20 protein-coding genes are annotated in these 23,052 nt (G+C 69.4%); 5 read left to right on the top strand and 15 right to left on the bottom strand.

The window, feature by feature from the left end; translation table 11 throughout:
• The coding region (locus tag EPY72_RS19955) for a PGF-CTERM sorting domain-containing protein (protein WP_135805934.1) at nucleotides 1-593 on the top strand (593 nt) is incomplete at its 5' end.
• A gap of 295 nt (nucleotides 594-888) precedes the next feature.
• Here EPY72_RS19955 and EPY72_RS06830 read toward each other — a convergent pair.
• The gene (locus EPY72_RS06830; RefSeq protein WP_135805933.1) at nucleotides 889-2,142 is read right to left on the bottom strand and encodes an outer membrane protein assembly factor BamB family protein; all 1,254 of its coding nucleotides are present in this window, start codon (nucleotides 2,140-2,142) and stop codon (nucleotides 889-891) included.
• 346 nt (nucleotides 2,143-2,488) lie between these two features.
• Here EPY72_RS06830 and EPY72_RS06825 point away from each other — a divergent pair, with 346 nt between their 5' ends.
• From EPY72_RS06825 to EPY72_RS06815, 3 genes are all read left to right on the top strand, one after another.
• The gene (locus EPY72_RS06825) at nucleotides 2,489-3,541 is read left to right on the top strand and encodes a TAXI family TRAP transporter solute-binding subunit (RefSeq protein WP_135805932.1); all 1,053 of its coding nucleotides are present in this window, start codon (nucleotides 2,489-2,491) and stop codon (nucleotides 3,539-3,541) included.
• 157 nt (nucleotides 3,542-3,698) lie between these two features.
• Entirely contained in the window at nucleotides 3,699-4,091 is a 393-nt protein-coding gene (locus EPY72_RS06820; protein WP_368276177.1) for a DUF1850 domain-containing protein, read from the top strand.
• Nucleotides 4,088-6,793 carry a TRAP transporter permease gene (locus EPY72_RS06815; RefSeq protein WP_134671188.1) on the top strand — a complete coding sequence of 902 codons (2,706 nt, stop codon included), beginning with the start codon at nucleotides 4,088-4,090 and terminating at the stop codon, nucleotides 6,791-6,793. The genes EPY72_RS06820 and EPY72_RS06815 overlap by 4 nt, the downstream gene beginning before the upstream one ends.
• A gap of 13 nt (nucleotides 6,794-6,806) precedes the next feature.
• Here EPY72_RS06815 and EPY72_RS06810 read toward each other — a convergent pair whose 3' ends face one another.
• The 5 genes from EPY72_RS06810 to EPY72_RS06790 form a co-directional block, all read right to left on the bottom strand.
• The gene (locus EPY72_RS06810; protein WP_135805931.1) at nucleotides 6,807-7,799 is read right to left on the bottom strand and encodes an A24 family peptidase; all 993 of its coding nucleotides are present in this window, start codon (nucleotides 7,797-7,799) and stop codon (nucleotides 6,807-6,809) included.
• A 107-nt stretch (nucleotides 7,800-7,906) separates the two neighbouring features.
• The gene (locus EPY72_RS06805) at nucleotides 7,907-8,155 is read right to left on the bottom strand and encodes a hypothetical protein (protein WP_135805930.1); all 249 of its coding nucleotides are present in this window, start codon (nucleotides 8,153-8,155) and stop codon (nucleotides 7,907-7,909) included.
• A gap of 94 nt (nucleotides 8,156-8,249) precedes the next feature.
• On the bottom strand, nucleotides 8,250-8,639 hold the full coding sequence (gene fer2, locus EPY72_RS06800) for a ferredoxin Fer2 (RefSeq protein WP_135805929.1): 390 nt from the start codon (nucleotides 8,637-8,639) through the stop codon (nucleotides 8,250-8,252).
• Nucleotides 8,640-8,689: 50 nt separating this feature from the next.
• Nucleotides 8,690-9,889, bottom strand: a complete 1,200-nt coding sequence (locus tag EPY72_RS06795) for an inorganic phosphate transporter (protein WP_135805928.1) — start codon at nucleotides 9,887-9,889, stop codon at nucleotides 8,690-8,692.
• Nucleotides 9,890-9,973: 84 nt separating this feature from the next.
• Nucleotides 9,974-11,113 carry an inorganic phosphate transporter gene (locus tag EPY72_RS06790; RefSeq protein WP_135805927.1) on the bottom strand — a complete coding sequence of 380 codons (1,140 nt, stop codon included), beginning with the start codon at nucleotides 11,111-11,113 and terminating at the stop codon, nucleotides 9,974-9,976.
• A 133-nt stretch (nucleotides 11,114-11,246) separates the two neighbouring features.
• Between EPY72_RS06790 and serA the strand changes: the two genes are divergently transcribed.
• Nucleotides 11,247-12,833, top strand: coding sequence for a phosphoglycerate dehydrogenase (serA, locus tag EPY72_RS06785; protein WP_135805926.1), 1,587 nt, complete (start codon nucleotides 11,247-11,249; stop codon nucleotides 12,831-12,833).
• 85 nt (nucleotides 12,834-12,918) lie between these two features.
• On the opposite strand, the gene EPY72_RS06780 is transcribed toward serA, so the two are convergent.
• The 9 genes from EPY72_RS06780 to lysX form a co-directional block, all read right to left on the bottom strand.
• On the bottom strand, nucleotides 12,919-14,589 hold the full coding sequence (locus EPY72_RS06780) for a sensor histidine kinase (protein ID WP_135805925.1): 1,671 nt from the start codon (nucleotides 14,587-14,589) through the stop codon (nucleotides 12,919-12,921).
• 214 nt (nucleotides 14,590-14,803) lie between these two features.
• A complete protein-coding gene (gene thrC, locus EPY72_RS06775) occupies nucleotides 14,804-16,072 on the bottom strand; it encodes a threonine synthase (protein WP_134671180.1) in 1,269 nt (422 codons plus the stop codon).
• Nucleotides 16,073-16,186: 114 nt separating this feature from the next.
• A complete protein-coding gene (locus EPY72_RS06770) occupies nucleotides 16,187-16,744 on the bottom strand; it encodes a hypothetical protein (RefSeq protein WP_135805924.1) in 558 nt (185 codons plus the stop codon).
• 102 nt (nucleotides 16,745-16,846) lie between these two features.
• Complete coding sequence (argF, locus tag EPY72_RS06765; RefSeq protein ID WP_135805923.1) at nucleotides 16,847-17,815, bottom strand: ornithine carbamoyltransferase; 969 nt, start codon at nucleotides 17,813-17,815, stop codon at nucleotides 16,847-16,849.
• Complete coding sequence (locus tag EPY72_RS06760; protein WP_135805922.1) at nucleotides 17,812-18,870, bottom strand: [LysW]-lysine hydrolase; 1,059 nt, start codon at nucleotides 18,868-18,870, stop codon at nucleotides 17,812-17,814. The genes argF and EPY72_RS06760 overlap by 4 nt, the downstream gene beginning before the upstream one ends.
• Nucleotides 18,867-20,003 (bottom strand): aspartate aminotransferase family protein, encoded by a 1,137-nt coding sequence (locus tag EPY72_RS06755; protein WP_135805921.1) that lies wholly within the window; start codon nucleotides 20,001-20,003, stop codon nucleotides 18,867-18,869. The genes EPY72_RS06760 and EPY72_RS06755 overlap by 4 nt, the downstream gene beginning before the upstream one ends.
• Nucleotides 20,000-21,013 carry an acetylglutamate/acetylaminoadipate kinase gene (locus EPY72_RS06750; RefSeq protein ID WP_135805920.1) on the bottom strand — a complete coding sequence of 338 codons (1,014 nt, stop codon included), beginning with the start codon at nucleotides 21,011-21,013 and terminating at the stop codon, nucleotides 20,000-20,002. Before EPY72_RS06750 ends, EPY72_RS06755 begins: the two co-directional genes overlap by 4 nt.
• Nucleotides 21,010-22,125, bottom strand: coding sequence for an N-acetyl-gamma-glutamyl-phosphate reductase (gene argC, locus EPY72_RS06745; protein WP_135805919.1), 1,116 nt, complete (start codon nucleotides 22,123-22,125; stop codon nucleotides 21,010-21,012). The genes EPY72_RS06750 and argC overlap by 4 nt, the downstream gene beginning before the upstream one ends.
• A complete protein-coding gene (gene lysX, locus EPY72_RS06740; protein WP_134671173.1) occupies nucleotides 22,125-23,051 on the bottom strand; it encodes a lysine biosynthesis protein LysX in 927 nt (308 codons plus the stop codon). Before lysX ends, argC begins: the two co-directional genes overlap by 1 nt.
• Nucleotide 23,052: the final 1 nt, after the last annotated feature.

The raw sequence follows: 23,052 nt of genomic DNA, 5'->3' as shown, positions 1-23,052 counted from the left end.
ACACCACCGATAGCGACGGCTACTACGAGATCAAGATCTCCGAGGACGACGTCGAGGGACTCGAGGACGGCGATGATCTGACTATTCAGGTCAACGGCGAACAGGACTCGACGTCCTACTCGGCGAGTACGTCCGAGCGCTTCGACTTCAGCGTCACAGTCTCCGACGGCGGCGACGGCGGGGACGGTTCCGACGGCGGCGACGGCGGGGACGGTTCCGACGGCGGCGACGGCGGAGACGGTTCCGACGGCGGCGACGGCGGAGATGGCAGCGATGGTAGTGACGGTGACGACGGCGGTGACGGTGACGACGGCGGTGACGGTGACGACGGCGGTGACGGTGACGACGGCGGTGACGGTGACGACGGCGGTGACGGTGACGACGATGCCGAGACCACCGAAACGACCGAAACTACCGAGATGACCGAACCGGAACCGACGACCGAGGCGACTGAGACGACCGAGACGACCGAAGCCACTGAGACTACGGAAGGTGACGGTGGCGACGGTGGTATCCCCGGATTCGGCATGATGCCGGCTCTCGTCGCGCTCGTCGCGGCCGCGCTGCTGGCGGTCCGCCGCAGCAACGAATAGCCCCTAATTACCGGATTCTTTCCGGCTCGACGGTATTTTATCGAACGCTCGCACGTCGAGCGTTGGCTACTCACAGCGGAGACCGGACGCGCTCGGTTCGTTGTTTCCGGTCCCGAAGCGTTTCACCTTCGACGCGTCTCTCTCGGCTTGACCCGCCTCTGGCGGAACGCTTCGTATTACGCCGACTGATTCACATTACGACCGCCCGGACCGACAGCGACGAATCGGAGTGGATGGCGAACAATCCGGCGCTCAAATCGTTCAGTGGAGAAGACGGGAAAACTCGCTCAGACGGTCAAGTCTTTGGCTCTAAACAGTAGGCGCTCCCGCTCGCGTCGTCGGTCGCGCGTTCGGCGTAATAGATCCGATCGTCGACGATTAGCGGCTCGCTCGTCACTCGTCCGACGTTGTCGACGCGCCATCGTTCGTCACCGGTCGTCTTCTCGAACGCGTAGAGCCGCGAGTCGTAGGACCCCACCAACACGCTCTCGGCGGTGATCGTCGGACAACTGATGATCCAGCCGTCGGTCTCGTACGACCACCGCTCTTCCCCGTCGTCGGCGTCGAGGGCATACAGCGATCTATCGTGGCTCCCGACGTACACCGTGCCAGTCCCGGGATCGATTCCGGGCCCTGACATGACGTAGTGATCCGTCTCGAACGACCACTCTTCCCTTCCGGTGTCCAGATCTACGCGATAGACGCTATCGTCCCACGATCCGAAGAACGCGCTCCCATCGAAGGTCGCCACCGGTCCCTTGATAGGTTCTCCCGTGTCGAACTGCCATGCGAACGTCCGGGACTCGAAGTCCCACGCGTACAGATAACCGTCGTTCGACCCCACGACGATCTTATCCGCGTCGAAATCGACCGCGGGGGTCGAGTGAGGGTGATCCGTCGGCCGGTTGTCTTCCCACTCGACGTCGCCGGTAGCCGCGTTCACGGCGAACAGGCTCCCGCTCGGCGTGTTGTACTCGACCGGAATGTACACCGACCCGTCGTAGTAGGTCGGACTAGATCCGATCGCGTCACCCAGTTCGACTCGCCACTCGCGGCGCCCGGTTTCGAGGTCGAACGCGTAGAGCGCGCCGTCGTACGCGCCGACGTAAACTGTCTCGTTAGCGACCGTCGGCGTGCCGTGGATCCCCCTTCCGGAGGGATTCGTCGCAGCGGCCCACTGGGTACTTCCGTCCGGAGCGAGAGCGTACACCGTTCCGTCGTCACCGGGAACGAGGGTGTCGCCGTCGGATGTCGACACCGGACTGGCCTTCGCGGCGGTGTGGTCGCCTTTGTTTACTCCGGGGGCACGCCACCGACGTTCGACGCTGTCTGGGACGACTGCTTCGCCTCGATATCCCGTGCGTGCGTAGCCACCTCGAAACGTCGAGTGATGCCGCACGGAGAGGTCGTCGTGTTCCGCTGCCGTCGTTTGTTCGTCCGTGCTGATCGCGGTCTCGTCTCTCCCACGCTCTGAACAACCCGCAGTGACGCCCGCGGCTATCACACCCAAACTCTCGAGTACTTGCCGACGAGCCGGTGAAGTGTTCATGGTGTCGTACTCTAATTTGTTTTACAATAGTTCTCCCGATTACTTCGATAGGGACTGTCAGTTGGCGAGCGAAATGGTCGTAACGATGGATACACCGCTCCGCTCGACGAAACCGGGTCGTAACCCGGTCTATCTACTCAACGCCGTAACGGTAACCTACCGTTTCAGTGACGAGGGTCCGGCGCCCGATCGCGCTCAAGTCGTGATTTCCCAGCTGGATCGGAGTGCTCCGAGATCTTCGAAGCCGGTGTGATCGATACGCCTCGTCGCGCCGATCGAAACCTCCGATTTCGGCGCCGGAGGGTCAGCAAGCTATATGCGCGTTGGCGAATACCTACGCTCTGTCATGGTGGGGGAAATCAACAGACGCGACGCACTGAAAGCGACGGGCGCGGCCGGACTCGCCGGGCTACTCGGGTTCACCGGCACCGGACTCGCGCAGGACCAGCGGCTCTCGTGGCACGCCGGCGGGACCGGCGGCACGTACTTCCCGCTGTCGAACGAGCTCAAGACGGTCGTCGAGGATAACACGGAGTTCACACTTCAGGTCCAGTCGACGGGCGCCAGCGTCGAGAACGTCGGGAGCCTCTCGAACGGCGACGCCGACTTCGCGCTCATCCAGAACGACGTCGCCTACTTCGCGTACAACGGGACCGGGATCGACGCGTTCGACGGGAATCCCGTCGAGAACCTCCGTGGGGTCGCCACGCTCTATCCGGAGACAATCCACGTCGTGACCCGGCCCGAGACCGGCATCGAGACGCTCGAAGACCTCGAGGGCGCGACCATCAACACCGGCGACCTCGGGAGCGGGACGCAGGTCAACGCGCTCCAGATCCTCGAGAGCGCCGGCATCACGACCGACGACTTCACCGAGCAGAACGCCAGCTTCTCGCAGGCGGCCGACCAGCTCCGGGACGGCGACATCGACGCGGCGTTCGTCGTCGGGGGCTGGCCCCTCGGCGCGATCGAGGAACTCGCGACGACCTCCGAGATCTCGATCGTCTCGATCTCGGGGGACGCCCGCGAGCAGATTCTCGACGCCTCCTCGTGGTTCGCGGAGGACGAGATCCCGGCCGGAACGTACAGCGGCGTCGACGAGGCCGTCCCGACCGTTTCGGTTCAGGCGATGATCGCCACGCGCGAAGAACTCGACGCCGGCACGGTCGAGACGATCACGCAGACGATCTTCGAAAACACCGACGACCTGACGATCAAGACCGACTTCATCGGCACGGACTCGGCGCTCGACGGGATGTCGATCCCGCTCCACGAGGGCGCCCGAGCGGTCCTCGGTCCCGCGACGACCGCGGCTGGCGAGACGGCGACGAACGGGACCGAGATGGGAACCGAGACGGCGACGAACGGGACCGAGATGGGGACCACGACCGAAAGCTAACGTGACTCGACTCCCCCTCTCGGTCTGGGTCTGCCTGCTCGTCGTCGCGGTTGCGGGGGTCGGCGCGGTCGGGGGCGCGGGTCCGCGAGCCCCGGTCGACGCGGCGACCAACCGACCCTCGACGACGGTCGACCCGAACGCGACCCCCGACCGCTCGCTGGTCGTCGCCGACGCCGAGACCGGCGAGCGACTGCTGACGACGCCGGTGACCGAGGGGACGACGGTGGCGCTCAACTACACTCACAGCGTCGAGAAGACGCCGGTGCTCGACGTGTACGCGGTCAACGGCACCGAACTCGAGATGGTCCGCATGGAGTTCCGGTCGTACGGCGCGGGGCTCCCGGCGCGGGCCGACGTGAACGTTACCGACGACGGGACCTTCGTCTTCGACCCGTCGGGGAGCTACGATCACATCTACGTTCAGCCCGGCGAAATCGCGGGTCACGAACTGCTCGTCGCCGACCGGACCTACGACCTCGTCGGGCTCTCGTCGGGCCGGTCGGTGAAACTGCTCGTGACGAACGCCTCCGGGACTCCGACCGACACATGAGCGACACCGAACGCACCGACAGTGCGGCCGTTCCTGACGCCGACCAGCAGGAACTCATCGAGCAACTCGAACGGCGTCGGTCGCTCCGCGGGGCGCTGGCGGTCGCGGTCTCGGTCGTCGCGATCTCGTTTTCGGCGTTCCAGATGTGGCTGGCCGCCCGGGGGTTCATCTTCGCCGCGACCCTGCCGCTCGTCGGTCGGGTCGAACTCGGCTCGCTCCAGTTGCTCCAGATAAACGCGGTCCACGTCTCGTTCGCGCTCGTGCTCACCTTTCTCCTCTTTCCGCCCTCGATGGGCGACGGGTTCGTCTCCCGGCGACTCGGGCGGGTGGTTCCCGCGCTCCGGGACCGATACGGCGACGACAGCGCGGTGACTCGGGCCGGCGAGCGCGCTCGCGGCGCGGTCCGGTGGCTGTTCATGGACCCCGATCGGCGCCGGGTGACGCCGTTCGACTGGCTACTGGTCGGAATCGCAGTTCTGGCGGTCACCTACATGCTGACTGACTTCGGCGAGATCCGCCGGATGCGCGCGCTCGGGCTCGGCTTCGGGCGGACCGTCGGGGAGTACTACCCGTTTCTCGCGCCGGTAGTCGACGCGGTCTCGGCGGTCGGGGTCCCGCTCGACGAGGTGTCTTATGCTTTCCTGCTCGGCGCCATCGGCGTCCTGCTCGTGTTGGAGGCGACCCGGCGCGCGCTGGGCGTCTATCTGATGGCGATCGTGGCGTCGTTCATCGTCTACGCCCGCTGGGGATACCTGATCCCGATCGACGCCGCCTACGTCGGGGTCCTCTCGATCCCGCGGCTCGGCTGGGACTCGATCGTCCAGAACCTCTGGTACAACACCGAGAACGGCATCTTCGGCGTTCCAGTCACGGTCAGCGTCCGGTTCATCTACATCTTCATCCTCTTTGGCGCGTTCTTGGAGATGAGCGGCGCGGGCAAGTGGTTCATCGACCTCGCGTACTCGGCGACCGGCCAGCGCAAGGGCGGCCCCGCGAAGGCGAGCATCATCGCCAGCGGCTTCATGGGCACCATCAGCGGCTCGTCGATCGCCAACACCGTCACCACCGGGGCGTTCACGATTCCGCTGATGAAGCGGTCCGGATACAGCCCGGAGTTCTCGGGCGCGGTCGAGGCCTCGGCGTCGTCGGGCGGCCAGATCCTCCCGCCGGTGATGGGCGCCGCGGCGTTTCTCATCGTGGAGTACACGCTAACGCCGTTCCGCGACGTCATCTTGGCCGCCGCGATCCCCGCGATCGTGTTCTTTTTCGGCGTGTGGGTGATGGTCCACCTCGAGGCCTCGAAGCGGGACATCGGCGGGCTCGCGATCGAAGACGTCGTCTCGTGGCGGCCCCACCTCGCCCGAGGGTGGTTCTACCTCGTCCCGCTCGGGCTCTTGCTCTACTATCTCATCGTCGAGCGGCTGTCGGTCGCCCGGTCGGCGTGGTTCACGCTGGTCGCGGTCGGCGCGCTCATCGCACTGGTCGCCGCCTACAGCGAGGAGACTCGCGGACCGCTACTCGGCACCATCACGGGACTGTTCCTGCTGGAGACCGCCGCGTTCGTGGCGACCGGCGCTGGGCTGGTCGACGCGCTCACCGGCTCGGCTCCGGGGACGGGGTTGGCGCCGATCGCGGCGGTGCTCGCGGCGGCCGGCAAGCTCGGGTGGCTCACGCTCGCGGTCAGCCTCGCGACGATGCTCGCCCGGCCGCGGGGCGACGCGCCGCTTCTGGACTTCGACCCGCAGGTCGACAGCGCGGTCTCGTCGGCCGCGGACGCGGTCCGCCGGCCGCGACTCGCGTCCAATCGCCCGTTTCAGTACGTCGGATTCGTCCTGAAGTCGATGGACACGGGAGCCCGCACCGCGACCGCGGTCGTCATCGCGGTCGCCGCCGCGGGCGTGATCCCGGGCGTCATCAGCGTGAGCGGGCTCGGCCCGAACCTGACCGCGCTCATCCGCACCGTGGCCGGCGGCTCGATCGTCGCGCTGCTCGTCCTCACGGCCATCTCCTCGATCATCCTCGGTATGGGGATGCCGACGACGGTGACCTACATCATCCTCGTCTCGATGCTCGGACCGGCGATCAGCGAACTCGGCATCCCGATTTTGGCGGCCCACCTGTTCATCCTCTACTTCGGCGTCATCGCCGACATCACCCCGCCGGTCGCGGTCGCGGCGTACGCCGCCTCGGGAATCGCCCAGTCCGACCAGTTCGAGACGGGGGTAAAGGCGTTCTCGCTGTCGCTCAACAAGGCGATCGTCCCGTTCGCGTTCGTGCTGACTCCGGGCATTCTCCTGCTCCGCGGGACCGGCACCGGCGAGGAGGTCGACGTCATCGGGATCGCCGACGTTACCGAGCTGGGCTACTTCCTTCCGGAGGTGCTGATCCCGGTCGTCGGCGTGTTCGTCGGGGTCGTGGCGCTCGGCGCGACCATCATCGCGTATCTCTACACCGACGTGAGCCGGCTCGCCCGCGCCGGGTTCGCGCTCGCGGCCCTTCTCCTGATGGCGCCGCTGTTGCTGTTCAACGTGGCGACGACGGTGCTCTCTGTGGTGGGGGTGTCGGCGAACGTCGACCCCGTGCTGTTCGATCTCGCACTCCGGGCGGTCGGGGGCGCGCTGTTCGCCGCGCTCGCGGTTCGCAACCGCCGACAGGCCGAGACCGAACCCGCCGCCGAGCCGGGCGCCACCGAAGCGGCCTGAAGACCGCCCCGAGCTACGCGATCCCGAGCGCCGCGAGCGCGCCGAACAGCAGATCGCCGTAGGTCAGCGCCACCACGGTCCCGACAAACAGCGGGACGACGAACGGGATGCCGGGCGAGACCCACACCTCCTCTTTGGCGACCAGCACGTCCAGTCCGTCGCGGAGTCGGTCGGGTGTGGTCCCGTACGCGCCGTGGTCGATGGCCGCGAGGAAGGCGGCCGCGCCCCACGGGTCGTCGGCCGGCGCGTCGTCCGGGACCGCCTCGGCGACCGCACCGCCGTCAGTTCGCGCAGTCTCGACCGCACCGTCGCCGGGCGGGTTCGGTTCGGCCGGCAAGCTCGCGGGGTCGCGCAGGCGGTCGGGGTCGTCCCGGAGCTCCGCGAGCGTCAGTCCCCGCCACCGGAGGTACATCCGGATCGCGTCCAGATCGACGCCGTTGCGGGTCGTGCCCGCCGGCGTCTCGAGCAGTCGACCGTGCTCGGTCGGGATCGCGTCCCACGACACCGGCTTGCCGACGACCATCACCGACGAGAACCGGCCGGCGGCGGCGTTCCGGAGGAAGATACCGACCGGGTAGAGCGCACCGACGAGGACGGTGTTCGTCAGGATCGTGAGCGAGAACACGCCGAGACGGGTCTGTTGGAGCGGGAGCTCCCATCCGGCGAGGAGGTAGCTCGGGAACGTCGGGAACAGCGCGGCGACCACGAGAAACGCCTTCGCGTCCGCGCCGCCGAACGCACGGAACCACCAGAACGCAAGCACCAGCGGCGCGACGACGCCCAGACTCACGCCCGCCCGGATCCAGAAGAACTCCGGGGCGCCGACCGCGCCGCTCGCGGCCCGCCACGCGTCCCACGCCAGCAGGGCGACCGCGAGCGCGGCCAGCGGGTACCACGTCCGGTTCGGGATCCGGCGGGTCCGTACGTCCCGCCACGCCGCCCAGCCGAACGCGGGGACGACGACCAGTCGGAGGAGATCGGGTATCGAGGCGTCGAGTAGGGGCACGGTAGTCTCTCGACCGGGACTTGTTCCACCATCGTATATAAATGTAAGAGACGGGGCGGCGCCCGGCCCGCTGTCCGTTCGGGCGAGGGCGCTCGGGGCGTGCGCGCTCAGCGGTCGACGGCGTGGATCGCATCGATCCGCCACGACGTCGGCCCGTCGTCGGTCGCCGCGAGCGTCGCGTCGACGGTGCCCGACCCGTCGGCGAGCGCCTCGAACCGGTCGCGCTCGCCAGCCGGGAGCGGGACCGCGACGTGCTGGTCGTCCGAACTCCGGAGGACGACCTCCCGCTCGACGGCGTCGACGTTCCAGACGCCGAACGTATCGCGCATCGTTCGGGTCGCGTTCTCGTCGGTCATCCGTTCCGGACACGCGGCCGACTCACCTAAAGCTCCCGCTCAAAGCGGGCGCTACGCGGTCGCGGCGCCGGAAAAAAGCGATCGGGAGAGCCGCTTATATGACGCGGTTCTGGAGGTAGTCGAGGTGCTTTGCGTTGTAGACGATCTTGACCTCGTCGGCCGCCGGACTGCCGATGCAGGTCAGTCGAACGTTCTTCTCCTCGACCTCCTCGTCGCTGAGGATCTGTTGCATGTCCATGTCGATTTCGCCCTCCTTGACGATGGACGCGCAGTTCGCACAGGCGCCGGCGCGACACGAGAAGGGCCAGTCGTAGCCCTGCGCCTCGGCGGCTTCGAGGATGTACTCGCCTTCGGCGACCTCCAGGGAGCCGTAGTCCTCGTCGTCGAGGTCCGCATCGGCGGCCTCTTCGAAGAGGTCGTCGTCGTCCATGTCCCAGCCCTGGTCGTCCAGCACTTCGTAGTTGAGGTATTCTACGGTTGGCATCACCCTGAGTTTCGACCGGCAGATGGTTAGTAGTTATTGTTTCCGCCGAGCTACCCGTAAATCGGGACGAACCGGAAAAGCAGGAACGACGCGACCGCCGAGATCGACGGCGTCAGAATCCAGAGCATCACGACGCGGCCGGTCGCTTCCGGGTCGAACAGGTCGCTCGCCTGCAGGTCGGCGGGCTCTTCCTCGCCGATCTTCTTGACCTCGTCTTCGGGGTCGGCCGCGAGCGCGTTGACCGACATCGCCGACTCCTCGCCGCCCGACGGGTCGCGGGCGTCGCCGCTGACCGCCGACGCCGCCGCGTCCGAGAGCCGGACCGTCCGGGTCGCCCGGCCCCACCCGAGCCCGATGATGCACATCGTGGCGCTCACCGCGAGACTCGCCGGGATGCCGAGGTACGACAGGAAGGTGATGAGCGACGCCGACACCACCTCGACGATGAGCGCCGCCAACAGCGGGAGGTCGGTGAGGCCGTTGCCGACGGTGTCGAGGGTGCGACGCGCGATCGTGAAGGCGCCGAGCGCGATGGCTCCCCCGGCGAGCAGGATGCCCTGATCGGTGGCGAGCGCTCCGCTCCCGACGAGGGGCGCGACGGCGTTGGCGACGTTGGACGCGCCCGCCGAGAACGCCATGTAACAGCCGATCACGACGACGAGGACGCTGCTCACGAGTTCGCGCCGATTGGTGTCGGCGCCCGCGACCGGGTAGGGGATCGAGCCGACCCGGCGGTACTCGATCAGCGGCCCCTCGGTCTGGTCGATCCGGAACCAGACGTCGAGGTAGGGGTAGACGTATCGGCCGACGACCGCACACACCCAGAACGCGAGGATGGGCGCGACCAGCCACCACGAGACGATGCGGCCCATCACGCTCCAGTCGATGTTGCCCGCGGCGACCCCGAGGCCGGCGATGGCGCCGACGGCGGTCATCGACGTGGAGGCGGGCACCCCGAAGAGGTTCGAGACGAGGAGCGCGAGGCCGACGAAAAAGAGGACGCCGACGCTCGCGCCGAGCGTGAAAAGCTCCGCGGGCACGATCTGTCCGCCCATCGTCGCGATGACGTTCCGACCGACCGTCCAGCCGCCCAGCAGCGCGAACCCCGCCATCAGCCCGGCCGCCCCGAGCTTCGAGAGCACGTCGCTGCCGACCGCGGGACCGAACGCGACGCCCGTCGAGGATCCGCCGATGTTGAATCCGACGAACACCGCGACCGCAACGCCGACGACTAACAGCAGGCTCACCATGGGTACACGAAACTCGGAGAGTGATTAAGGCGTGTCGGTTCCCGAAATCGATGTGGCCGGCCCGCCATTTCGCGCCGACGCGGCTCACCAGATCGGAACGTACCGGAACACGAGGTACGCGACGACGGTCGCCACCGCCGGCACGAGGTTCTGGAGTGCGATCACCCGGGCGGTCGTCGCGGGCTGATAGAGCTCGGCGGGCGACGGCGCGCCCCCGTCCTCGACGACGTCGGACGGTTCGGTGGTCCCGCTAGCGGGGCCGACCCCGGCGGTGGGCACGCTCGGCTCGTCGGGGACCGCCTCGGCGACGGTCGCTCGGCCCCATCCGAGCCCCACGACGCTCATCGTGGCGATCACGACGAAGCTCGCGGGGACGCTGAGCGCCGACAGCGCCGTCACGATCGAGGAGCTCACGACCGCGACCACGACCGCCGCGACCAGCGGGAGGTCGGTGAGGTCGTTGCCGACGGTGTCGAGGGTGCGACGCGCGATAGTGAACGCCCCCACGCCGGTCGCGCCCGCCGCCAGCAGGACGCCTTGGGTCATCGTGATCGCGCCGCTTCCGACGAGGGGCGCGACGGCGTTGGCGACGTTGGACGCGCCCGCCGAGAACGCCATGTAACAGCCGATCACGACGACCACGGCGGTTCCAGCGAACTCCCGGCGGGTCGTGTTCGGGCCGAGCGCCGGGCGGGGGATCGCCCCCGACCGATCGAGAGCCACCAGCGGCCCGTCGGTCCGGTCGACCGCGATCCGCGCGGCGAGGTCGTCGTACCAGTAGCGGCCGACGACCGCGCTCGCCCAGAAGCCGACGATCGGCGCGACCAGCCACCACCCGACGATCTCGATCACGGCGTCGACCTTCAGCCGGCCGATCGCCAGCCCGAGGCCGACGATGGCGCCGACGGCGGTCATCGACGTCGAGGCCGGAACCCCGAAGACGTTGCCGGCGAACAGCGCGAGCCCGATGAACAGCAAGACCGCGATGCTCACCCGCATCGTGAACGGATCGTCGGCGACCAGTCCCCGCCCGAGGGTGTCGACCACGCGGCGACCGAGCGTCCAGCCGCCAAGCAGGAAGCAGACGCTCATCAGTCCGGCCGCCCCGGACTTCGAGACCGCGTCGCTCCCGACCGCCGGACCGAACGCGACGCCCGTGTTCGACCCGCCGACGTTGAAGCCGACGAAGGCGGCGACGCCGAGACCAACGAGTAACAGCAGCATGCGTCGGTGATTCGAGCGAGTATCGCTTAAATCTTCGACGTGGCCGCCGACGACGTCGGGGCCGTCCGGACGCGGGTCGGCAAATGGTACAGCGGAAGAAAGGGTTATCCCGCCGGCACCAGTTCCAATACGCATGCAAGTCCTCGTCACGGACCCCATCGCGGACGCAGGGTTAGACCGCCTCAGAGAGGCGGGCCACGACGTCGAAACGGCCTACGACGTGGAGGGCGACGCCCTCCTCTCGGCGGTCTCGGACGCGAACGGGCTGATCGTCCGGTCGGGCACCGAGGTCACCGAGGAAGTGTTCGAGGCCGCCCCGGAGCTCGTGATCGTCGGGCGGGCCGGCATCGGCGTCGACAACATCGACATCGACGCCGCGACCGATCACGGCGTCATCGTCGCCAACGCCCCCGAGGGCAACGTCCGGGCGGCGGCCGAACACACCGTCGCGATGGCGTTCGCCTCGGCGCGGTCGATCCCGCAGGCCCACGCCCGCCTGAAGGACGGCGAGTGGGCGAAAGGCGACTATCTGGGCACCGAGGTCAACGCCAAGACGCTTGGCGTGGTCGGGCTGGGTCGGGTCGGTCAGGAGGTCGCGAAGAAGCTCGACTCGCTCGGGATGGAGCTGGTCGCCTACGATCCCTACATCAGCGAGAACCGCGCCGCCCAGTTGGGCGCCGAACTGGTCGACCTCGACGACTGTCTCGACCGCGCGGACTTCCTGACGGTCCACACTCCGCTCACCCCCGAGACCGAGGGCCTCATCTCCGACGCGGAGCTCGCCCAGATGGAGGGGGGCTACCTCGTCAACTGCGCCCGCGGCGGCGTCGTCGACGAGGACGCGCTCGCGGCGGCCGTCGACGACGGCGTGTTGGCCGGCGCGGCGGTCGACGTGTTCGCCGACGAGCCCGTCTCGCCCGACAACCCCCTGCTCGACGTCGAGGACGTGGTCGTCACGCCCCACCTCGGCGCGAGCACCGAAGCCGCCCAGGAGAACGTCGCGACCAGCACCGCCGATCAGGTCGTCGCCGCCTTCGCCGAACAGCCGGTCGTCAACGCCCTGAACGCCCCCTCGATCGACGAGAGCGCGTTCCCACGGGTCGAACCGTACATCGGGCTGGCCGAGACCGCGGGCAAGATCGCGACCCAACTGCTCGATCAGCGCATCGAGTCGATCGAGGTCCACTACGAGGGCGACATCGCCGAGGAGGACGTCGAACTCGTGACCGCGAGCGCCCAGAAGGGCGTGTTCCAGCCTCTCGAGTGGCAGGTCAACGCGGTCAACGCGCCCCAGATCGCCGAGGACCGCGGGGTCGAGGTCACCGAGTCCAAGACCCGCCAGACCGACGACTTCCAGAGCCTCGTCCGGGTGACAGTCGCGGGCGACGACGAGTCGGTCAGCGTCGAGGGGACCCTGTTCGCCGACGAGGACCCCCGAATCGTTCGCGTCGATGACTACCGAGTCGACGCCATCCCCCACGGCCACATGCTCGTCGCGCGCAACGAGGACGTGCCGGGCGTCATCGGGTTCATCGGGACGGTGCTCGGCGACCACGACGTCAACATCGCGGGCATGTTCAACGCCCGCGAGGCCCACGGCGGCGAGGCGCTGACGGTGTACACGCTCGACGAGCCGGTCCCGGCCGAGGCCAAAGAGGTCCTCGAAGCCGACGGTCGCATCATCGAAGCCCGCTACATCGAACTCAACGGCTCGGAGTAGTCGCGCCGCCACCGATTCCTCCGCCCGCACTGTCTGGTAGTCCCGCACTCGTTTTCGCGTCGCTGGCGCCCGACTCGGCTACCGGCTACTGTGCGACGGTGCAGACGCCGTCTGTCCCTCGGAACTCGAAGCGCGCGCCGCCGGCCTCGCTCTCGGTCACCGCGACGCGCCAGTCGTGGCGGTCGGCGACGTCGGCGACGACCGCCAGCCCCACCCCGTTCCCGTCGGATCTGGTCGTGAACCCCTGCTCGAACACCTCCTCGCGGTCGCTCTCGGGCACGCCCGGCCCGTCGTCGGCGACGTAGAACCCGCCGTCGTCGAGCGCACCGACCCGGACGGTCGCGTCGGGGCCGCCGTGCTCGACCGCGTTTCGGAACAGGTTCTCGAACACGCTCGCCAGTTGGCTGTCGTTCGCTTCGACCACCCCGACGCCCTCGTCTACGGCGAGGGCGGCGTCGGCGGTCTCGACGTTCGCCCACGCCCGCTCGGCGAGGTCCCCGACCGAGTGGGGGTCTCGACGGGCGGTTTCGTCGTCGCGTGCCATCGCGAGCACCTCCTCGATGATGTCGTCCATGCGGTCGTGGGCGTCGTCGACCTTCGCGAGGTGGTCGTCGACGTCGACGTCCGTCTCGCGTCCGAGTTCGAGGTGACCCTGCGCGACGTTGAGCGGGTTCCGGAGGTCGTGGGCGATCGTGTGGCCGACGCGTTCGAGCCGTCGGTTCTGGCGTTCGAGCGCGGCTTCGTGGCGCTTGACCGAGGTCACGTCCTTCAGGAGCAGTATCTCGGCGTCGACCGCACGCTCCGAGAGCGGCGTGAACTGGACGTCGAACTCGCGCTCTCGGCCGTTCGCGTCTTCGACCGAGAGTTCGTCGATGGCGTCGTCGGTGTCGTACTGGCGCTCGAACTCGGGACATCCCGCGAACGCCTCGTCGGTCGACACTCCGATCGCGGCGTCGGCGTCCCGCCAGCCGAACAGGTCGGCGGCCGCCGGGTTCGCGTCCGCGATCCGGTCGTCGTCGAGGACGACCACCGGGTCGTCCATCTCCTCGACGACGGTGTGGCGACCGACGGGCGCGATGTCGAGGAGGCCGTACTTCGATATCGCGAGGGCGAACGTGAGCGCGCTCACGCCGAAAAACACCTCGGGTTCGACGGGTATCAGTCCGTTGTAGAACAGCGTCCCCCCGACCCACGGCACCGTCGTCCCGGCCAGCACCGCGAGCGTCTGGATCCGGTAGAGCCGCCGCGACCGGACGAGACCGTGGAGTAACAACACGGTCCCGGCCGCGTTCACGAGGTTCGAGTAGAAGTTGGCGAACCAGAACCACGGCCCGAACTCGCGCTGGATCGTCACGGTGTCGCCGACGGTGGCGAGTTCGGCCGACGTCCGGACGAGATGGTGGTACCCGTTGGTCCACGCGAGGAGGATCGTGATCGCCGGAATCACAGCCAGCACCGCCAGCGACCGCCGGGTCACCCACTCCTCGCGGCCGGCGTACTCGCAGGCGAACGCGAACCACGCAAGCGGGACGACCACGGTGCCGACGTACTGGACGTCCACCCAGAACAGCTTCGCACCGAGCGACGTGCTGGCGATCTGGAGGGCGTTCCCGCCGGTCCAGACCGCAGTCGCGACGGTGAACGCCGCCAGCGGAACCGCGCCCGGCATTCGACGTCGCCGCCACGCGAACACCGCCACTCCGAGCGAGACGACCGTGGCGAGTATCGACGCGGCGACGGGGACGGTGAACTGCATGAGTTAAATTACCGTAATTATCAGGATTTCATACCCCACCCGTATAAAGTATCTGGCGTAATTATCACGGATCAAACTCCCAGTCGCGCGCCCGGACGCGGCAGGTATTAACTCACCGATCTCGGTCGACCGGCGAACGCCCCCAAGGCCGAGTCCGCCGACCGTTCGACGAGCGAGACGGCGGTCGGGCCGTCGAGGTCGGTGAGAGTCCGGGTCAGTTCTCCGCGAGGTGGTCTAACACGCCTTCGGTGTCGGCCGGCACCGCCTCCGGCTTTGCGCCCGCCGTCGCCGCGGCGTCGGGGTCTTTCAGCAGGTGGCCGGTCGTGAGACAGACGACCTGCTCGTCGGCGTCGATCTCGCCCGACTCGCGGAGTTTGCGGAGCCCGGCCACCGACGCGGCGCTCGCGGGCTCGACGCCCACGCCGTCCTCGGCGAGCGCGCGCTGGGCGTCGGTGATCGCCTCGTCGGAGACCGCGACCGCGGTGCCGCCGGTCTCCCGGATGCCCGGTAGCGCCTTCGGCGCGTTGACGGGATTGCCGATCCGGATGGCGGTCGCGCGGGTCTCGACGTCTTCCCACCGCCGGACCTCCTCGCGGCCCTCGGCGACGGCCTCGACCATCGGGGCCGCGCCCTCGGCCTGGACGCCGGTCAGTTTGGGCACCTGCTCGACGTCGAGCGCGCCGGCCGCGACGAGTTCGCGAAACGCCTTGAACAGCGCCGCGGTGTTGCCCGCGTTCCCGACCGGTAGGACGATGCGGTCGGGGAGGTCGCCGGTCTGGTCGCGGAACTGCTCGACGATTTCGAGGCCGATCGTCTTCTGGCCCTCCAGCCGGAAGGGGTTGAGCGAGTTGAGCAGGTACGCCTCCCCGCGCTTCGCGAGGTCCGCGACGATGTCGAGACAGGCGTCGAAGTTGCCGTCGACTTCGAGGATCCGCGCGCCGTGGAGGCTGGCCTGCGCGACCTTCCCGGCCGCGACCTTCCCGGCCGGCAGGAGGACGAGGACCGGCGTGTCGGCCCGCGCGCCGTAGCACGCGAGCGCCGCGCTGGTGTTGCCCGTCGAGGCGCAGGCGAGCCGGCCGACCCCCAGCCTCTCGGCGACCCGCACGCCGACGGTCATCCCGCGGTCCTTGAAGCTCCCGGTCGGGTTCATCCCCTCGTGTTTGATCCGGAGGTCCTCGACCCCGACCTCGGATTCGATCGTCGGGACCGAGTAGAGGGGCGTATCGCCTTCCTCGATGCTCACGCCGGTCGCGAACGGGAGCGCGTCGGCGTACCGCCAGACGCCCCGGCCCTCGAAGTCCGCGAACGTCGGGTGGTCGGCGTACCGGACTTCGAGCAGGCCGTCGCAGTCGGGACACCGGTAGCGGACCTCCTCGAACGGGGCGCCGGTCCAGCCACACTCGATGCAGGTCAGCCAGACGCCGTCGTCGGCGTCGGCCGGCGGGGCGTCGACTCCGGCGTCGGCCAGCGTCAGGTCGGTCATTGGCGGGTCGAAAGTGGCCGAGCGGCAAAAAGGGGCCGGTCGGCGGCAGATTTGCCGATCCGTCGGCTCGGTCGGCGCCCCGCCGACCGCCGGACGAACGCGTTCGGTCGACACTCAGACCGCGTCAGAGAGCCGCGCCGCGGCCGCGACCGTCGCCGCGACGAGCGCCGCCCACAGCATTAGCCCCTGTGCCCCCAGGACGGCCAGCCCCATTCCGAGCGCGACCACCACCAGCGAGCTCGCGATGCCGGGGCCGTCGAGTCGCTTTAGGGGCCGTTCCCGGGTCGCCTCGGTGCCAAAGAGGTAGCCGTAGCGCTCGTGGAGCGTCCGGCCGTCGGCGTCCGCGCCGCCGTCGCGATCCCGGACGTAGGCGAACTCGCTGGTCGCACACTCCGGGCAGTACGCCAGCGACACCGCCGCGTCCCTGCCGGTCGGCCGGTCGACCATGTCGACGCCGACCACGACCGCTTCCTCGACCGACACCAGTCCGCCGCGTCGCGGACAGTACTCCGGGTAGCGTTCGCACGTCACCGCCTCGACTCGTTCGTTGGCCGGTAGCTCGACCGTCTCGGTCTCGATCGGCGCGCCGTCGCCGTCGACCTCGACCGGTCGCTCGACGTCGACTGTCGTCCCGCGAAGTATCGTTTCCGTCTCGAAGCGTTCCTCGGGCATGAGTGAGTGTGAGAGCCAATCCCTCACGCGTCGTTCGGGTGCGACGCCCTTAGCGTCTTGGGCACCCGCCGTCGGCCGGATCCGGGTCCGGCCTCGACCCGGCTACCGCGCGCCGAGCAGGTGGGCCAAAAGCGCCTTCTGGGTGTGCATCCGGTTCTCGGCCTGATCCCAGACGACCGCCCGGTCGCTCTCGAGCACCGCGTCGGTGATCTCCTCGCCGCGGTGGGCCGGCAGACAGTGCATCGCGATCGGATCGTCGGGCCCGGCCAGCAGGTCGTCGTTCACCTGGAACCCCTCGAAGTCGTCGAGCTTCGCGGCGCGCTCGTCCTCCTCGCCCATGCTCACCCACACGTCGGTGTACACCACGTCGGCGTCCTCGACCGCCGCCGCGGGGTCGTTGCCCACCTCGGGCGCGGTCCCGCGGGCCGCGGCGCGCGCGAGCACCGCATCGTCGGGTTCGTACCCCTCGGGCGTCGCGATCGAGAGGTCGATCCCGGCCATCGCACAGCCGACCGCGAACGACTGGGCGACGTTGTTGCCGTCGCCGACCCACGCCGCGGTCACGTCCTCGAAGCCGCCGAACCGCTCGTAGATCGTGAACAGGTCCGCCAGCGTCTGGCACGGGTGGGCGTCGTCCGACAGCCCGTTTATCACCGGGACCGAGGCGTGGGCCGCCATCGACTCCAGCGCGTCGTGGTCGAACACCCGCGCCATCACGGCGTCGACGTACCGCGAGAGCACCCGTGCGGTGTCCGAGACCGGCTCGCCGCGGTCGAGGTGGGTGTTCTCGGGGCCGAGGAAGACGGCGTGGCCGCCCAGTTGGGTCATCCCCGTCTCGAAGGAGACCCGCGTCCGGGTCGAGGGCTTCTCGAACAGCATCGCGAGCGTCCGGTCGGGCAGTACCGCGTGGGACTCGCCCGCGTAGTGGGCCCGCTTGAACTCCGCGGCGGTCGAGAGCACCGCCGCGAGGTCCTCGTCCGAGAGGTCGTCCACGTCGAGGACGTGCTTTGGGGTCGGCTGGTCGTCGGTCGGTTCGTCGGCGGTCGTCGCGCGTGTCGCGTCGTGGCTCATTGTTGCAGGGTCTCACAGACGTCTTCGAGGACCGCGACCGCGCGGTCGAGGTCCCCGAGGTCGAGGCGTTCGTTCGGCGCGTGATCGAGCGCGGAGTCGCCGGGGCCGTAGGTCGCCATCGGGCGGTCCCACGCCCCGGCGTAGATGTTCATGTCGCTGGTCCCGGTCTTGCGGAGCGATCGGGGGTCGCCCCCGCGTCGTCGGATCGCGGCGCGGAACGCTCGGGCCACCGCGGTCCGGGGGCTCTCCATCACCGGCGGGGTCGGCTCGCGCCACTCGATCTCGCCGCCCGAGCCGAGTTCGCCCTCGACCGTCTCGCGGATCGACGCGGCGGTCTCGCCGGGCGGAATCCGGAACTGGGCGTCGATCGTCGCCTCGACCGAGAGGCCGTCCTCGGCGACGCCGCCCGCGATCTCGACGGGCTTGGCCGTCACTCGCTCGAAGACCGGCGTCTCCTCGTCGCTCTCGAACGCGGCGTCGACCCGCGACCACCACGCGGTCGCCCGCTGGATCGCGTTGGGCTCGGGCCGGGAGGTGTGGGCCGAGTCGGTGCTCGCGGCGTACGTCCCGACCTGAAAGCCCCGGTAGCCGAGGGTCACGCCGTCCCAGCCGGAGGGCTCGCCGTTGATCAGGGCGTCGGGCGCCTCGCGGTCCCCGACGAGGAAGCGCGCGCCCCGGGAGTCGGTCTCCTCGCCGACGACGCCGGCGAAGCTGACGCCCGTCCGGACGGCGGCGACCGCCATCGCGGCGAGCGGCCCCGTGGCGTCGACGCTCCCGCGGCCCCACAGCTCCTCGCGCCCGTCGTCGGTCTCCTCGATCCGCACCGGGATCTCGCCGGGCACCGTGTCGACGTGGGAGGTCAGCAACGCCGCGTCGTCGGCGGGCGCCCGAACGTTGCCGACCTCGTCGATCCACACCTCCCGGTCGCGCTCCTCGAAGAACGCCGCGAGCCGCCGGGCGGCCTCGCCCTCCTCGCCCGACGGCGAGGGGATCGCCACGAGGTCCGCGAGGAGATCGCGGGCGGTCCCGTCGGTCGCGACCGCGCCGGCGCTCACGCCGACACCTCCGCGAGCGCGTCTCCGAGCGCCTCGGCCACCGCGTCGGCGTGGCTCTCGTCGACGACCAGCGGCGGGAGCAGTCGCACCACGGTCCGGCCCGCCGGTAACGCGAGCACGCCGTGGTTCATCGCCAGCCGCTTCAGGACGGCGTTCGCGCCTCGACCGACCTCGACGCCGATCATCAGCCCCTCGCCGCGGACCGCGCGGATCGGTAGCTCCGATCCCCCGAGTTTCGACTGGAGATGCGTCCCGACCGCCTCGGCGTTGCCGGGGAGGTCGGCGTCGACGATCGCCGACAGGGTGGCCTCGGCGGCGGCGCTGACGACCGGCCCGCCCGAGAACGTCGAGCCGTGGGGCCCGGCGTCGTCGGCGATCCAGTCGGCACAGAGGGTCGCGCCGATCGGGAGGCCGCCGCCCAGCCCCTTCGCGGAGGTGAGCACGTCGGGCACCACGCCGCGGTTCTCACAGGCCCAGAGCGCGCCGGTCCGGCCGAGCCCGGTCTGGATCTCGTCGAAGACCAGCGCCGCGCCGGCCTCGGTGGTCCGCTCGCGGGCCGCCCGCAGGTAGCCCTCGGGCGCGGGGTTGACCCCGCCCTCGCCCTGTATCGGTTCGAGCAACACCGCGGCGGTCTCCTCGTCGACGGCGTCTTCGAGCGCGGCCTCGTCGCCGTACGGGACGAACTCGAAGTCGCCGGCGAGGGGCTCGAACGGCTTCTTGTACTTGGGCTTCCACGTCGCGGCGAGCGACCCCATCGTCCGGCCGTGGAACCCCCGCTGGGCCGCGACGACCTTCGAGCGGCCGGTCGCGCTCCGGGCGAACTTGAGGGCGGCCTCGTTGGCCTCGGTCCCGGAGTTACAGAGCCAGACGTTGTCGAGGTCGCCCGGCCCGAGGGCCGCGAGCTTCTCGTAGAGGGCGTCGCGGGCCGAGTTGGGGTAGCTCGCCTGCACGAAGGTCAGCTTCTCGACCTGCTCGCTGACGGCCGAGACGACCGCGGGGTGAGCGTGGCCCACCGCGGCGACGCCGTAGCTGGCGCCGAAATCGAGGTACTCCGCGCCCGTCCCGTCGTAGAGGTACGGCCCCTCGCCGCGCTCGATGGCGATCGGCTTCTCGGAGTAGACGAAGCCGCTCATCTGACCGCCCCCGGTTCGAACGCCGTCCCGTGGCCGGTCCTGGCGGCCGTGATCGGGTCGCGGTTGTTCGCATCGGCGACCGTCACCGACGCCGCGCCGCCCTCCAGAGCCTCGACCGCCGCCATCACCTTCTTGGTCATGAACCCCTCGGCGGCGTCCTCGACGGCTTCGAGGTCCGCGGGCGACCCCACCGCGTCGATCAGCGTCTCGGGGTCGTCGGGGTCCTCGTAGACGCCCGCCACGTCGGTCAGCACGACCAATTCGGCGCCCAACGCGGCCGCGGTCGCGGCGGCCGCGCGGTCGGCGTCGGCGTTGACGGCGGTGAACGTTCCGGCGGCTCCACCGCCTTCACCGCGACCCGTCGAGGACGCGCCGGCCGTCTCCTCGCCGAGCGCGGGCACCGTCACGACCGGGACGTAGCCGCCCGAAAGTAACGTCGACAGCAGGTCGTCGTTGACCGACTCGATCGTTCCGGAGTGGTCGCCCCGGCGTATCTTCTTGCGGCCGTCTTCGAGCACTTTGACAGCCGACTTGCGCGAGCCGGTCAGGAGCTGGCCGTCGACGCCCGACAGCCCCACGGCGTTGACGCCCTCGTTCTGGAGCGCCGTGACGAGGTCGGTGTTGAGCTTCCCGGGGAGGACCATCTCGAACACCTCCATCGTCGCCTCGTCGGTGAACCGCCCCGCGACGCCCCCGGGCGTCTCGACGTACTCGGGCTCCTCGCCCAGCCGCTCCAAAGTGTCGTCGACCGCGGTCGAGCCGCCGTGGACGACCACCACGTCCTCGCCGTTGGCGACGAGGTGGGCGACGTCGGCGAGCGCGCCCGCGGGGTCGACCGCCCGGGCGCCGCCGAGCTTCACGACGACGGGCGGCGACTCGTCTTTCGACGTTCGAGAAGCGCCGCTTCTCTGACCGCCGTCGGTTCGCAGTCCGTCCTCGCCCAGATCGTTGTCGACGAGGTCCTCGTGAGCCGCTTCGAGCTCCGCTTTCGTGTACGTCGTTTCGGTCATGGGCTTCCCACCGGGTGGAGTCCCTGAAAGTCGAGTCCTGCCGTCTCCTCGAAGCCGAGCGCGACGTTGGCGGCGTGGACCGCCTGCCCGGCCGTGCCTTTCACCAGATTGTCGATCGCGCTGAACACCACGAGCCGCTCGTTTCCGGGGTCGAGTTCGAACCCGACTTCGGCCACGTTCGTGCCCGCGACCGCCTTGGGCTCGGGGTAGCGATACACCCCCGACCCGCCCGACTGGAGCCGGACGAACGGCTCGTCGTCGTACGCTCCCCGGAAGGCCGACCAGAGGTCGCCCTTCGAGACGGGGCCGTCCGGGAAGACGTGGCAGGTCGCGGCCGCGCCCCGGACCATGTCGACGGCGTGGGCCGTGAACGAAACCGACGCGCCCAGTTCCTGCTCGATCTCGGCCTCGTGGCGGTGGCCGGTCGGCGCGTAGGGCCGGACCACGCCCGAGCGCTCGGGGTGGCTGGCGGCCTTGCTCGGGCTCGCGCCGCCCTCAGAGGAGCCGACTTTCACGTCGGCGACGATCCGTTCCCCGCCGTCCAGCACCCCGCCGTCGAACAGGGGGTAGAGCCCGAGGATCGTCGCGGTCGCGTTGCACCCGCCCGCGGCGATCAGGTCGGCGCCGGGTAGCTCCTCGCGGTGGAGTTCGGGCAGAGCGTACACCGCCTCCTCGAGGTACTCGGGCGCGTCGTGGCCGTCGTACCACGCCTCGTACTGCTCGACCGTGTCGAGCCGGAAGTCCGCGCTGAGGTCGACCACTGTGTCGGCGGCCTCGTAGAACGCGTCGATCTGGGCCATCGAGACGCCGTGGGGCGTCGCCGCGAACAGCACGTCGACCGACTCGAGGTCGGCCGGCTCGGAGAACCGAAGGTCGGTCCCCCGGAGGTTCGGGTGGACCGACCCGACCGACTTGCCGGCGTACTCGCGGCTGGTCGCACATGCGAGGTCGAAGCCGGGATGGCCGGCGAGCAACCGCAACAGCTCGCCGCCGGCGAACCCCGAGCCCCCGACCACGGTCGCGGTCAGGGTCTCGGCTTCGGTGTCGGTCTCGGTTTCGGCCTCGGTCCCGGTTTCGGCGGTGGGCCCTCCGTCCTCGCTCGCGACGCCCATCAGGCCACCACCTCCTGTTTCGCGCCCGCCTTCGCTTCGAGCCAGTCGACGACCGCGCCGGGCACGTCGACGTCGACGGCGTCGTTCAGCGCCTTGAACTCGACGGTGTGGTTGACCTCGTGGACGGTGTAGCTGGCGTCTCTCGGCTCCGCGGCGTCGCCGCTCGGCTCCTCCGGGGCGCTCGCCGCCTCGCTATCGCCGACCTCCATCAGATCGACCCCGAGCAGGCCGCCCCCGACCGCGTCGCTGGCCGCCGCGACCAGCTCCTCGGCCTCTGCGTCGAGCTCGAACGCCTCGGTCTCGGCGCCCTTCGCGGCGTTGGTGAGCCAGTGGTCCGACGACCGGACCATCGCGGCGACGGGCTCGCCGTCGGTCGCGAGCACGCGGATGTCCCGACCGGGCTTTTCGACGAACTCCTGGACGTAGAACACCTTGTGCTCGTAGTGGCCCAACGTCGCCTTGTGTTCGAGGATCGCCTCGGCGGCGCTCCGGGAGTCGACCTTCGCCATCAGGCGCCCCCACGACCCGACCACGGGCTTGAGCACGCAGGGGTAGCCAAACGCCTCGATGCTCTCGATCGCCGACTCCTTGGTGAACGCGACGTCGGTGTTCGGCGTGGGGACGCCCGCGCTCGACAGCGCGAGGCTGTTTTTCACCTTGTCGGCGCACGTCTCGGCGGTCGCCGGGTCGTTGACCACGGGCACGCCGTACGCCTCGCAGAACTTCGTGGCGTAGAGGCTCCGGCTGGTAGCCAGACACCTGTCGACGACGACGTCACACTCGGTGAGCTCGTCGGGGCCTTCCTCGAGCCCGAACTGGTGGTCGCGCACGTCGATCTTCGTCACCTCGTGGCCGCGCTCGCGCAGCTCGCCGAGGAGGAGCTTCTCGTCTTTACGGATCCGGGAGTAAAGCAGTCCGACGCGCAAT

It is taken from the genome of Halorussus marinus (assembly GCF_004765795.1).
In the GTDB taxonomy this organism is placed as follows: Archaea; Halobacteriota; Halobacteria; order Halobacteriales; family Haladaptataceae; genus Halorussus; species Halorussus marinus.
The sequence above is the reverse complement of the archived record's forward strand: the minus strand, read 5'-3'. Positions and strand labels throughout refer to the sequence as shown.

What these genes read in the sequence shown, in the direction of transcription:
- EPY72_RS06830 (WP_135805933.1), bottom strand. Translation starts at nt 2,142, where the DNA reads ATGAACACTTCACCGGCTCGTCGGCAAGTACTCGAGAGTTTGGGTGTG.
- EPY72_RS06825 (WP_135805932.1), top strand. Translation starts at nt 2,489, where the DNA reads ATGGTGGGGGAAATCAACAGACGCGACGCACTGAAAGCGACGGGCGCG.
- EPY72_RS06815 (WP_134671188.1), top strand. Translation starts at nt 4,088, where the DNA reads ATGAGCGACACCGAACGCACCGACAGTGCGGCCGTTCCTGACGCCGAC.
- EPY72_RS06805 (WP_135805930.1), bottom strand. Translation starts at nt 8,155, where the DNA reads ATGACCGACGAGAACGCGACCCGAACGATGCGCGATACGTTCGGCGTC.
- fer2 (WP_135805929.1), bottom strand. Translation starts at nt 8,639, where the DNA reads ATGCCAACCGTAGAATACCTCAACTACGAAGTGCTGGACGACCAGGGC.
- EPY72_RS06795 (WP_135805928.1), bottom strand. Translation starts at nt 9,889, where the DNA reads ATGGTGAGCCTGCTGTTAGTCGTCGGCGTTGCGGTCGCGGTGTTCGTC.
- EPY72_RS06790 (WP_135805927.1), bottom strand. Translation starts at nt 11,113, where the DNA reads ATGCTGCTGTTACTCGTTGGTCTCGGCGTCGCCGCCTTCGTCGGCTTC.
- serA (WP_135805926.1), top strand. Translation starts at nt 11,247, where the DNA reads ATGCAAGTCCTCGTCACGGACCCCATCGCGGACGCAGGGTTAGACCGC.
- EPY72_RS06780 (WP_135805925.1), bottom strand. Translation starts at nt 14,589, where the DNA reads ATGCAGTTCACCGTCCCCGTCGCCGCGTCGATACTCGCCACGGTCGTC.
- thrC (WP_134671180.1), bottom strand. Translation starts at nt 16,072, where the DNA reads ATGACCGACCTGACGCTGGCCGACGCCGGAGTCGACGCCCCGCCGGCC.
- EPY72_RS06770 (WP_135805924.1), bottom strand. Translation starts at nt 16,744, where the DNA reads ATGCCCGAGGAACGCTTCGAGACGGAAACGATACTTCGCGGGACGACA.
- argF (WP_135805923.1), bottom strand. Translation starts at nt 17,815, where the DNA reads ATGAGCCACGACGCGACACGCGCGACGACCGCCGACGAACCGACCGAC.
- EPY72_RS06755 (WP_135805921.1), bottom strand. Translation starts at nt 20,003, where the DNA reads ATGAGCGGCTTCGTCTACTCCGAGAAGCCGATCGCCATCGAGCGCGGC.
- EPY72_RS06750 (WP_135805920.1), bottom strand. Translation starts at nt 21,013, where the DNA reads ATGACCGAAACGACGTACACGAAAGCGGAGCTCGAAGCGGCTCACGAG.
- argC (WP_135805919.1), bottom strand. Translation starts at nt 22,125, where the DNA reads ATGGGCGTCGCGAGCGAGGACGGAGGGCCCACCGCCGAAACCGGGACC.